Genomic DNA, 11,303 nt, shown 5'->3' on the forward strand with positions numbered 1-11,303 from the left:
ATACCGAGTTGAACTCAGGCTTTGAAAAGCCCACAAATCGGCTCCCTCTCCCTCGGGAGAGGGCTGGGCGGGCGGCGTTCCGATGAGGGGTAGACTCACCGCAAATCCCAAACCGAACCCCCAAACACCAGACGAAAAAAAACGGCGACCCTCAGGTCGCCGTTTTTTTCAGTATCACTTAGCCGCGTTGATCGGCTTTTCCGGATACCAAACGTCCAGCAACGGGCTGACTTCATACTTGGTCAGCTCGGAGCGGGTTTTCAGCCAGGCTTCAACGGCAGCGCGCTGCTCTTCGTTGACCGAGCCACGCTTCTGCAGGCATACCAGACCGAAGTCGTCGCCGCCAACATAACCCAGACCGTTGGCTTCCATGGCTTCTTTGATGAATGCTTCGAGGAAAGCGTCAATGGCTTCTTCGGACAAGTCTTCTTTGAAGTCCAGGTTCAGTTCGAAACCCAGCTCTTGAAATTCATCAACGCACAGTTTTTTGCGCAGACGCTGGGAACGGTTAGTCGCCATTGGAACAATCCTCTTAAGTAAATACGGCGGGCACTTTACCAGTTTAAGCAATCGATTGCCCGCCTCTCTGGACACAGCGGCCGACCGTCTGTAAAAAAATCAACGAATCGCCACCCCGAGGACGGCACAATCGGTTACACCTTGGGGCATAATGCCGACACTTTCGTGACCACTGAGGACCTTTTCATCCATGTCCTCGTCTTTTTTCCCCTCGGCTGTAGGGTTTTATTTCATATGATCAAATCGTTGCGTCCACTGTTTCTCGCCGGCCTTCTTCTGCCACTGGCCCTGAATGTTTCTGCTGCCACCATCAACACCTCCCTCACCCCGAATGTCGAAAAAGCCCTCAAGGCGAGCAAATTGCAGCCCAGCGCCCTGTCGCTGGTGATGGTGCCGCTCGACGGCCCGGGCACGCCGACCGTGTTCAACGCCGACGTGTCGGTCAACCCGGCCTCGACCATGAAACTGGTGACTACCTACGCGGCGCTGGAAATGCTCGGCCCGAACCATCAGTGGAAGACCGAGTTCTACACCGACGGTGACCTCAACGGTGGCATTCTCAACGGCAACCTCTACCTCAAGGGTGGCGGCGATCCGAAACTGAACATGGAAAAACTCTGGCTGCTGATGCGCGACCTGCGCGCCAACGGCGTGACGCAGATCACCGGTGATCTGGTGCTCGACCGCAACTTCTTCGTGCAGCCAGTGCTGCCGGAATTCAACGATGACGGCAATGACGAGAACAAGCCGTTCCTGGTCAAACCCGATTCGTTGCTGGTCAACCTCAAAGCCCTGCGCTTTGTTGCCCGTAACGATAACGGCCGGGTGCTTATCTCGGTTGAGCCGCCAATCGCCAGCGTACGCATCGAAAACACCGTCAAGGCGTTGCCCTCCAAGCAATGCACCGGCGGCGTGCGCTACAACCCCGTGCCGCAAGCCGATGGCAGCGTGACCGTGACCGTGGCCGGCCAGTTGGGCGAAGGCTGCAGTTCGCAGACTTATCTGTCGCTGCTCGACCACGCGACTTACACCGCCGGCGCAGTGCGCGCGATCTGGAAAGAGCTGGGCGGCAGCATTCAAGGCAAGGATCGTCTGGCCTCGACACCGGGCAACGCCAAGCTGCTGGCCCGTGCCTACTCGCCGGATCTGGCGGAGATCATCCGCGACATCAACAAATACAGTAACAACACCATGGCCCAGCAGCTGTTCCTCAGCCTTGGCCAACGCTTCCGCAACGACGCCGACGGTGACGACGCCAAGGCAGCGCAACGCGTAGTGCGTCAGTGGATGGCGAAGAAAGGCATCACCGCGCCACATCTGGTGATGGAGAACGGCTCCGGTTTGTCTCGCGCAGAACGGGTCAGCGCCCGCGAGATGGCGAGCATGCTGCAAGCGGCGTGGCACAGCCCGTATGCCGCCGAGTACATCAGCTCGCTGCCGATCGCCGGCACCGACGGCACCATGCGCAAGCGCCTGAAAACCACGGCGATGCGCGGTGAGGCGCACGTCAAGACCGGTACTTTGAACACCGTGCGGGCGATTGCCGGTTTCAGCCGCGATGTGAATGGCAATACCTGGGCGGTGGTGGCGATCCTCAACGACAAGGCGCCGTTTGGTGCATCGTCGGTGCTGGATCAGGTGCTGCTGGATCTGTACAAACAGCCGAAACTGGCGCAGACCGCTTCGGTTTTGTAACGCAGTTCAAGCAACACCACAAAAACCTGTGGGAGCTGGCTTGCCAGCGATTGCGGAATGTCAGTCACTGAATATGCTGACTGAAATGACGCTATCGCTGGCAAGCCAGCTCCCACAGGGGTTGCGCTGTATTGAAGTCAGCTCATCTGCTCGACACGATCACGCCCGCGCTGCTTTGCCATATACACACCCGAATCCGCCCGCAGCAACAGCGCATCCGCGCCCTCCCCCGGTCGCCAACTGGCGATACCGAAACTCGCGGTGACCACGCCGACCACATCCACCGGCGCACTGCGCAAACCCTGCCACAGCTCAACCGCCAACATGTACGCGTGTTCGCCGTCGATGTCCGGGCACAGCACCATGAACTCTTCGCCGCCCAACCGACAGAACACATCGGTACGCCGCAGACGATGGCCGATGCGCTCGCACACCGCTTGCAGCACCCGGTCGCCCACAGCGTGACCGTACTGATCGTTGATACGTTTGAAATGGTCGATGTCGAGCATAATCACCGACAGTTCGCCCCCGCCGCGCTCGACCCGGGCCATTTCCGTGGTCAGGCGTTCCTGGAAATAGCGGCGGTTGTGGATACCAGTCAGCGAATCGGTCACCGACAGCGCGCGCAATTCTTCTTCCACACGTTTCAGGTCGGAAATATCCGAAATATAGCCATGCCACAGCACGCCGCCGCCCGGCAGTTCTTCCGGCGTCGCTTCGCCGCGCACCCAGCGCAAGCCGCGCTCGGGCAATTGCACGCGGTATTCTTCGCGCCACGGGCTGAGGCTGTCGGCCGAAGCGCGAATGGAAGAGCGCACACGGGTGACGTCCTGTGGATGAATGCGCGTGAAGATCGCCTCGGCGTTGAACAGCAGCACATCCGGCTCCAGTTCGTAGATCTCGCGGATGCCGTCGCTGGCGTAGATCACACTGAAGCGCCCATCGAATTCCATCTTGAACTGATAGATGCCGCCGGGCACATGCGCGCTGAGTTTCTTCAGCAACACGTCCCGCGCCGCCAGCACCTCGTGCACGCGCTTGCGCTCGGTGATGTCGATGCAGATCGCCAGATGTCCGACCCACAAACCCTGCTCATCGAGCACCGGGGTGGCCAGCATGTTCACCGGAATATGGCTGCCATCGCTGCGTACCAGCGTCCATTCGCGAGCCTCGTGGCCACCGACTTCGCCGCCCTCGACCAACATCGCGTGGCAGGTCGGGATGCTTTTACCGTAACGCGCACTTAGCTCGGCGGCGCGGGCTGTCAGTTCTCGGGGCAGATGCAGGTTTTCCAGGGTCATGTGCCCGACGACATCGGCGCTGCTGTAACCGAGCATTTGTTCGGCGCCGGGGTTGAAGGTGTTAATCACGCCGCGCAAGTCGGTGGCGATGATCGCCACCTGCGTCGCCGCATTCAACACGCCGCGCAACTGACCGTGGGTGCCGCGCAATTCCTGTTCGCTGGCGTGCAGCTCCTGGGTGCGCAGCTCGACCATGCGCAAGGCGCGCTGACGCTGACTGACCAACACGTAGAGCAAGGCGCTGAGCAGCAGACTGAGCAAGCCACCGAGGACGATTACGCTGCCGACCGACGAATGATTAGCCTGTGCGAAGGCGTCGCTCGGGAGAATATCGACCTGATAGTCGTGATCAGCCATGCGCAGTAACCGCGTGGCCGACAGGTCGCTCGGCGCCGGCTCGTTGGTCGACTCGAACAATACTTCGTGCTGATCATTGGTCGACATGTCGAGAATGCGCACCGACAGATAGTCATGGAAAGCGTCCGGCAAACCGTCGGCCAGCAACTGACGCATGCTGATCACCGCCATGACGTAGCCAAAGGATTGCTGCTCGCCACTGTGACTCACGGGCGCCACCAGCAGCACGCCGCGCGCGTAGGACGGCTCAATGCTGACTAGGTGCATCGGTTGCGACACCGCCAGTCCGCCGAGCTTGTCGGCCCGTTGCAGGGTGTCACGACGCAAGGGTTGCGCGAGCAGGTCATAACCCAACGGTGAGCCGAGCCGGCTTTGCGTCTGGCTGTAGAGCACCGGCACGTATTCATCGCGCACGCCAGCAAGTTGCAGCTCGCCCTGGGCATTCAGTTCACGCAAGGTGAAGTTACTCAGGCCTTCATCACGCACCCGCTGCTCGAATGCGGCGCGCTCGGCTCCATTGACCTTGAGGGCAAACGAATAGGCCTGGGTACGCATCAATAAGGGTTGGGTGTAACCGTCGAATTCGGTGCGGGACACCGATTCAGAGTTGGCGAAGAAGCGGCGCAGGCCGTCGAGGCGTTGCTCCTGGTCCTGAAAGCGTTCTTCGATGCGGGTGTAACGTTCGTTGGTCAGCAGTTGAAAACGCTGGCGGGTTTGTTGCTGAAACTGATTGAGGGTGGCCCAGGCGAGCAGCCCCGTGAGAATCCCGCCGGCGAGCAATACCAGCACCGCGACCAGCCAGGCCGAGACGTCTTCGCTGATAAAACCCAGAATCTTTGGGCGCACGGGGTGCAACGACATAAGGACAACTCACTACGCCAGCATTTACGGGAAAACCCCATTGACCGTGTGTGAGTTATAGCTATTAGCCACTAATTTAGCTAGCGCGGGCAGATCCACGGAGCCTTTAAAAATCAAGGCTCTGTGGATCCAATTGCGCAAAGCGTCAACGAGCCGTGATTTTCCAGGCGCGGTGGATCTTGGTGTTACGGGCGAAATCCGGATCGATGGTCTGCGCGCTGATTTCCTCGACCGCGTAACGCTCGGCGAGGTTTTCTTCCAACTGGAACTTGCGGAAGTTGTTGGAGAAATACAGCACACCGCCCGGCGCCAGACGTGCCATGGCCAGGTCAATCAACTGCACCTGATCACGCTGCACGTCGAAGATGCCTTCCATGCGCTTGGAGTTGGAGAAGGTTGGCGGATCGATGAAGATCAGGTCGTACTCGTCGCGGCTGCTCTCCAGCCACGCCATCACATCGCCCTGCTCCAGACGGTTCTTGTCGGAGAAACCGTTCAACGACAGGTTGCGACGCGCCCAGTCGAGGTAGGTTTTCGACAGGTCAACGCTGGTGGTACTGCGCGCGCCGCCCTTGGCCGCGTGCACGCTGGCGGTCGCGGTGTAGCAGAACAGATTGAGGAAGCGCTTGCCGGCGGCCTCTTTCTGAATACGCATACGCATTGGCCGGTGGTCGAGGAACAGACCGGTGTCGAGGTAGTCGGTGAGGTTGACCAGCAACTTCACGCCGCCCTCGCTGACTTCATTGAACTTGCCCTGCGCAGCCTGACGCTCGTACTGCTTGGTGCCGCTCTGGCGTTCGCGGCGTTTGACTACCACGCGGCTCTTGTCGACGTTCAGCGCCTGCGGAATGGCGGCCAAGGCGTCGAACATGCGCGCCGAGGCTTTTTCCGGGTCGATGGATTTTGGCGCGGCGTATTCCTGGACGTGCACCCAATCGTGGTACAGGTCGATCGCCATCGCGTACTCGGGCATGTCGGCATCGTAGACACGGTAGCAATCAATGCCTTCGCGCTTGACCCACTTGCCCATGGCCTTGAGGTTTTTTTGCAGACGGTTGGCAAACATCTGCCCGCCTTCGCTCAAGCGCGGCTGCTCGATCACTGGCGCCGGAGCCGGCGTCGGTTTGATCGGGTTGCCGTTCTTGTTGAACTTGCGTTCTTGCGGCTCGTCCGGGGTCTGATCGTAAGCGGCTTGCTCGCGCTCGGCCTGACGCTGTTCCGGAGTGCGACGCTCGCCAGTGACGAACTGATCCGGCAGCACTTTGATCAACAGCAGTTTGCACGGCAGCGCGCCATTCCAGAACGAATACTGTTTGTGGCTGCGGATACCCATGCGCTTGCCCAGATCCGGCGCGCCGGTGAACACCGCCGCTTCCCAGTTCAGGCAGGCCTGACGCAGACGCTCGCCGAGGTTCTGGTAGAGATACAACAGGCTGGCTTCGTCACCGAGACGCTCGCCGTACGGTGGGTTGCAAATGACCAGACCTTTCTGGTTCTGATCCGGACGCGGCTCGAAAGTCGCCACTTCGCCCTGGTAGATCTTGATCCACTCGCTCAGGCCGGCGCGTTCAACGTTGTTGCGGCCCGGTTGAATCAGACGCGGATCAGCTTCGTAGCCACGAATCCACAACGGTGGCTTGGCCAGACCGGCAGCGGCACGCTCGACGGCCTCTTCATGGAGTTTTTTCCACAGTGCCGGCACGTGACCGAGCCACGCGGTAAAGCCCCACTGCTCACGACGCAGGTTCGGCGCCATGTCGGCGGCAATCATGCCGGCTTCGACGAGGAACGTACCGACACCGCACATCGGGTCAGCCAGCGCGCCGCCTTCGGCAGCAATGCGCGGCCAGCCGGAACGGATCAGAATCGCCGCCGCGAGGTTTTCCTTCAACGGTGCAGCGCCCTGCTGCAGACGGTAACCGCGCTGATGCAGGCTGTGGCCGGACAGATCAAGGGAAAGAATCGCTTCGCCGCGATCCAGACGCAGGTGAATGCGCAGGTCCGGGTTGAGCTTGTCGATCGACGGACGGTCGCCCTGTGGGGTGCGCAGTTTGTCGACGATGGCGTCTTTGACTTTCAAGGCGCCGAAGTGGGTGTTGTCGATACCCGAGCCATGGCCACTGAATTCAACAGCCAGGGTGCCATCGCTGAGCATGTGATCCTGCCAGTCGATGTCGAGCACACCGTGGTACAGGTCTTCAGCGTCTTTCATCGGGAAACGCTTGAGCACCAGCAGCACGCGGTTGGCCAGACGCGACCAGAGGCACAGGCGATAAGCGGTTTCCATGGTCGCCATGCCACGCACGGCGGAAGTGTGCTCGCGCGCTTCTTCAAGGCCAAGCCCGACGGCTTCCTCGATGAGCAGGCCTTCAAGGCCTTTAGGGCAAGTGAGGAAGAGTTCGAAACGGTCGGACATGGTATTTCCAGAGCCTTTGGCTAGTGAATCGGCAACGCATTGCCGATCCGGTTTTCAATCAGGCGCTTTTCTAAAAGAACGCCCGCGTGGCACGAAGGTGTGCCGTTCCATCCCCGCTGCTCGGGTTAAAAGAGCTTAGATGCCGGGACAGATAAAAAAGTTGATGAAACAAAAAGTCTTAAAGCGACCCTTCGTCGCTTTATACCCCAGCGCAAACGTGGGTCATTCTCACTAAAGAATTAACCCCATCATCCAGCGCGGGGCCGATCATACCGGGGTTTGCTGAAAAACCGTGCATGAAACCCGTCGTTACTTATGGCTGTAGCACTAATTTCGTTACGTCCTTATGACAAAACGATCATTCCCTCGGTGTGACTCATTGGTTAGAACTGAACACAGGTTGACGTCGCAACGGCGTCAACACCTTGGCTCGCCACGCCGGCAGCGAGCCGCACCATGGCAGGTTTTTTCTGCCAGACCTCAGTTGAGGTCAACGCGATACAAAACAGTCAACAAGTGAGGGAAACACCCTATGAGAAGACTTAAGCGTGATCCGTTGGAAAGAGCATTTTTGCGCGGATATCAATATGGCGTTGGTGGCAAATCCCGTGAGCTTTGCCCATTTACTCTACCGTCGGTACGTCAAGCCTGGATTAACGGCTGGCGAGAAGGACGCGGCGACAACTGGGACGGTATGACCGGCACTGCGGGAATCCACAGACTCAACGAACTTCACGCCGTCGGCTGACACAGGGCACTTATTCCGACACGACAATCTGAATTTGTAACGACTTACCATGCACGTCCTTCCCGGACGGCGGGCTGCGGCCCAGGGGCTCCTTCGAGGAGCCCTTTTTTATGCCTGTCACATTATCTGTGCCATACACAAAACCTGTAGGAGTGAGCCTGCTCGCGATAGCGGTCTGTCAGTCGCTGATGAAGTGACCGAAAGAAAGCTATCGCGAGCAGGCTCACTCCTACAAGGGAACAGTGGTGTCTATGGATCAGCGCAAGGCGGCGATCGCGTCTACGGATTCACGGATCAGCGCCGGGCCTTTATAGATGAAGCCGGAGTAGATCTGCACCAGGCTCGCACCGGCGAGAATCTTCTCCGCCGCATGCTTGCCTTCGGTAATCCCGCCAGCCGCAATGATCGGCAACCGCCCCGCCAATTCACTGGCCAGCACCTTCACGGTATTGGTGCTCTTCTCACGCACCGGCGCACCGGACAACCCGCCCGCCTCGTCGCCATGCTCCATGCCCTCAACGCCAACACGGCTGAGGGTGGTGTTGGTCGCGATTACCGCGTCCATGCCGGTTTCGATTAACGCCTGGGCGACCTGCGCAGTTTCTTCATCGGTCATGTCCGGCGCGATCTTGATCGCCAGCGGCACATGCTTGCCGTGACGCAGGGCCAGTTCGGCACGGCGCGTGGCCAGATCGGCGAGCAACTGCTTGAGCGAATCACCGAACTGCAGGCTGCGCAGGCCCGGGGTGTTCGGCGAGCTGACGTTGACCGTGACGTAGCTGGCGTGGGCATAAACCTTGTCCAGGCAGATCAGGTAGTCGTCGACCGCGCGTTCAACCGGGGTATCGAAGTTCTTGCCGATATTGATGCCCAGCACGCCTTTGTATTTCGCTGCGGCCACACGCGCCAGCAGGTTATCGACACCGAGGTTGTTGAAACCCATGCGGTTGATGATCGCCTCGGCTTCCGGCAAGCGGAAAATCCGTGGTTTCGGGTTGCCCGGCTGCGGACGCGGGGTCACGGTGCCGATTTCAACAAAACCGAAACCCAGCTGTGCGAAACCGTCGATGGCCGCGCCATTCTTGTCCAGACCGGCCGCCAGACCCACCGGGTTCGGAAACTCGAGGCCCATGACCGTCACCGGTTTCTTCGCCGGCGCCTTGCACAGCAAGCCGTTGAGGCCCAAACGCCCACCCGCGCCGATCAGATCCAGCGACAGATCGTGGGAGGTTTCCGGGGAAAGTTTGAACAACAGCTGACGGGCCAGGGAATACATGGGCGGCGATGACTCGGGCGGCGAAAAGAGGCGGCGATTATAGCCGGGCATCGACCTGCCGCGCGAGGCGCACGCGCAAATCACTGGCAGTGGCATATGCCTTGCACCCTCCTTGACTATCAGCGCGCAGGCCAATGACGGCAGGCGGGCAAGGACAATGGCGTCGTCCCGGGTTTTGCCTGCGCAAAGTCCGCGGCGGCGCTTTTTTTCAAGGTGGCGGTGTATGAATGAACCTTCGGTAGGGCCACTGGCCTGGGTCAATGGCAGCGATGCTCCGGAAAAGACTGCAATCAACCTCGGTTTCATGGCGTTGAGCGACTGTGCATCGGTTGTCGTCGCGGCCACGCAGGGCTTTGCCCAGCCTTACGGGCTGACCCTGAATCTCAAGCGCCAAAGCTCCTGGGCCAACCTGCGCGACAAACTGGTCAGCGGTGAACTGGATGCTGCCCACAGTCTGTACGGTCTGATCTACGCCGTGCATCTGGGCATTGGCGGTGGGGCGTCGAGCGACATGGCGGTGTTGATGGGGCTGAACCAAAACGGTCAAAGTCTCAACCTGTCCCACGGCCTGCAGAACATTGGTGTGACCAGTCCTGAAGCGCTGGACCGCCACGTGCACCAAAGCCGCGCAAAACTCACCTTCGCCCAGACCTTTCCCACTGGCACTCATGCGATGTGGCTGTATTACTGGCTGGCGAGTCAGGGCATTCATCCGTTACAGGATGTCGACAGCGTGGTGGTGCCGCCGCCGCAAATGGTTGCGCATCTGCAAGCCGGACGCATCGATGGTTTTTGCGTCGGCGAGCCTTGGGCCGCCAGCGCGGTGCAGCAGGATCTCGGTTTTACCCTGGCGACCAGCCAGACCATCTGGCCCGATCACCCGGAAAAAGTCCTTGGCTGCACCCGTGAATTTGTCGAGCAGTATCCGAACACGGCACGGGCGCTGGTGATGGCGATCCTTGAAGCCAGTCGCTTTATTGAAGAGAGCCCGGAAAATCGGCGCAGCACCGCGCAGTTGCTCAGCGCGCCGGAATATCTGGACGCTCCGCTTTCGTGCATTGAGCCGCGTTTTCTCGGTGACTATGCCGATGGCCTTGGCAATCGCTGGCAGGATCCGCACGCGCTGCGTTTTCACGGTAACGGCGAGGTGAATCTGCCTTATTTGTCGGACGGTATGTGGTTCATGACCCAGTTCCGCCGCTGGGGCCTGCTGCGCGAAGATCCGGATTACCTCGCCGTCGCCCGCCAGGTTCAGCAACTGGATATCTACCGCGACGCCGCCACCGCTGTCGGCGTCGCCGCGTGGGGCACCGACATGCGCAGCAGTCAGTTGCTCGACGGCAAAATCTGGGATGGTAGTGACCCGGCCGCTTACGCGCGCAGCTTCAAGCTGCACGCGTTGAACGACGACGCTCCCCTTCTCGCCCGCCGCTGACAGGAGACCGCGAACATGTTGCGCATTCTGCTGATCAATGACACGGCGAAAAAAGTCGGTCGCCTGAAAGCCGCGCTGACTGAAGCCGGTTTCGAGGTCATCGACGAGTCCGGCCTGACCATCGACCTGCCCGCGCGCGTCGAAACGGTGCGCCCGGACGTGATTCTGATCGATACCGAGTCACCGAGCCGCGATGTCATGGAGCAAGTCGTGCTGGTCAGCCGCGACCAGCCACGGCCAATTGTGATGTTTACCGATGAGCATGATCCGGGGGTGATGCGCCAGGCAATCAAGTCCGGGGTCAGCGCCTACATCGTTGAAGGCATTCATGCACAGCGTCTGCAGCCGATTCTCGATGTAGCAATGGCGCGCTTCGAGAGTGATCAGGCGTTGCGGGCGCAGTTGCAGGCGCGTGATCAGCAACTGGCTGAGCGTAAGCGCATCGAACTGGCCAAGGGGTTGCTGATGAAGATGAAGGATTGCAATGAGGAAGAGGCTTACACCCTGATGCGGCGCCAGGCGATGAGCCGGCAGCAAAAGCTGATTCAGGTGGCGGAGCAGATTATTGCCATGAGTGAGTTGCTTGGCTGAAAGTACTGAACGCTTGAAAAGCCCCTCACCCTAGCCCTCCCGAAACGTCGGACCGCCCATAGGGAGAGGGGACTGACCTAGGTGTCTGGCGTCAAACATCGACC

Annotated in this window: 8 protein-coding genes; 4 read left to right on the forward strand and 4 right to left on the reverse strand. The window is 59.8% G+C overall.

Annotated elements, in window-relative coordinates; all coding sequences use genetic code 11:
* Nucleotides 1-174: 174 nt before the first annotated feature.
* On the reverse strand, nucleotides 175-519 hold the full coding sequence (locus PMI23_RS18930) for a YggL family protein (protein WP_007916365.1): 345 nt from the start codon (nucleotides 517-519) through the stop codon (nucleotides 175-177).
* A 234-nt stretch (nucleotides 520-753) separates the two neighbouring features.
* On the opposite strand from PMI23_RS18930, the gene dacB reads away from it, so the two are divergent.
* Nucleotides 754-2,214: a D-alanyl-D-alanine carboxypeptidase/D-alanyl-D-alanine endopeptidase gene (gene dacB, locus PMI23_RS18935; protein WP_007916366.1), complete on the forward strand. Its 1,461-nt coding sequence runs from the start codon at nucleotides 754-756 to the stop codon at nucleotides 2,212-2,214.
* A gap of 137 nt (nucleotides 2,215-2,351) precedes the next feature.
* Here dacB and PMI23_RS18940 read toward each other — a convergent pair whose 3' ends face one another.
* Together PMI23_RS18940 and rlmKL are read right to left on the reverse strand one after the other, a co-directional pair.
* The gene (locus PMI23_RS18940) at nucleotides 2,352-4,733 is read right to left on the reverse strand and encodes a sensor domain-containing diguanylate cyclase (protein WP_007916368.1); all 2,382 of its coding nucleotides are present in this window, start codon (nucleotides 4,731-4,733) and stop codon (nucleotides 2,352-2,354) included.
* Between the two features lie 145 nt (nucleotides 4,734-4,878).
* Nucleotides 4,879-7,149 carry a bifunctional 23S rRNA (guanine(2069)-N(7))-methyltransferase RlmK/23S rRNA (guanine(2445)-N(2))-methyltransferase RlmL gene (gene rlmKL, locus PMI23_RS18945; RefSeq protein WP_007916371.1) on the reverse strand — a complete coding sequence of 757 codons (2,271 nt, stop codon included), beginning with the start codon at nucleotides 7,147-7,149 and terminating at the stop codon, nucleotides 4,879-4,881.
* 532 nt (nucleotides 7,150-7,681) lie between these two features.
* On the opposite strand from rlmKL, the gene rmf reads away from it, so the two are divergent.
* The gene (rmf, locus tag PMI23_RS29400; RefSeq protein WP_003223300.1) at nucleotides 7,682-7,897 is read left to right on the forward strand and encodes a ribosome modulation factor; all 216 of its coding nucleotides are present in this window, start codon (nucleotides 7,682-7,684) and stop codon (nucleotides 7,895-7,897) included.
* 256 nt (nucleotides 7,898-8,153) lie between these two features.
* Here the strand turns inward: rmf and PMI23_RS18950 are convergent, their stop codons facing one another.
* Nucleotides 8,154-9,173, reverse strand: coding sequence for a quinone-dependent dihydroorotate dehydrogenase (locus PMI23_RS18950; protein ID WP_007916374.1), 1,020 nt, complete (start codon nucleotides 9,171-9,173; stop codon nucleotides 8,154-8,156).
* A 223-nt stretch (nucleotides 9,174-9,396) separates the two neighbouring features.
* Here PMI23_RS18950 and PMI23_RS18955 point away from each other — a divergent pair, with 223 nt between their 5' ends.
* Both PMI23_RS18955 and PMI23_RS18960 read left to right on the forward strand, forming a co-directional pair.
* Nucleotides 9,397-10,608 (forward strand): CmpA/NrtA family ABC transporter substrate-binding protein, encoded by a 1,212-nt coding sequence (locus PMI23_RS18955; RefSeq protein WP_007916383.1) that lies wholly within the window; start codon nucleotides 9,397-9,399, stop codon nucleotides 10,606-10,608.
* A 15-nt stretch (nucleotides 10,609-10,623) separates the two neighbouring features.
* Nucleotides 10,624-11,199, forward strand: a complete 576-nt coding sequence (locus tag PMI23_RS18960) for an ANTAR domain-containing response regulator (RefSeq protein ID WP_007916390.1) — start codon at nucleotides 10,624-10,626, stop codon at nucleotides 11,197-11,199.
* Nucleotides 11,200-11,303 lie beyond the last annotated feature (104 nt).

Origin of the sequence: Pseudomonas sp. GM24 (assembly GCF_000282235.1) — a bacterium.
Lineage (GTDB): Bacteria > Pseudomonadota > Gammaproteobacteria > Pseudomonadales > Pseudomonadaceae > Aquipseudomonas.

Excerpts from the sequence above, each read along its gene's own strand:
- PMI23_RS18940 (WP_007916368.1), bottom strand. The coding sequence starts at position 4,733 with ATGTCGTTGCACCCCGTGCGCCCAAAGATTCTGGGTTTTATCAGCGAA.
- PMI23_RS18955 (WP_007916383.1), top strand. The coding sequence starts at position 9,397 with ATGAATGAACCTTCGGTAGGGCCACTGGCCTGGGTCAATGGCAGCGAT.
- rlmKL (WP_007916371.1), bottom strand. The coding sequence starts at position 7,149 with ATGTCCGACCGTTTCGAACTCTTCCTCACTTGCCCTAAAGGCCTTGAA.
- PMI23_RS18960 (WP_007916390.1), top strand. The coding sequence starts at position 10,624 with ATGTTGCGCATTCTGCTGATCAATGACACGGCGAAAAAAGTCGGTCGC.
- dacB (WP_007916366.1), top strand. The coding sequence starts at position 754 with ATGATCAAATCGTTGCGTCCACTGTTTCTCGCCGGCCTTCTTCTGCCA.
- PMI23_RS18930 (WP_007916365.1), bottom strand. The coding sequence starts at position 519 with ATGGCGACTAACCGTTCCCAGCGTCTGCGCAAAAAACTGTGCGTTGAT.
- PMI23_RS18950 (WP_007916374.1), bottom strand. The coding sequence starts at position 9,173 with ATGTATTCCCTGGCCCGTCAGCTGTTGTTCAAACTTTCCCCGGAAACC.
- rmf (WP_003223300.1), top strand. The coding sequence starts at position 7,682 with ATGAGAAGACTTAAGCGTGATCCGTTGGAAAGAGCATTTTTGCGCGGA.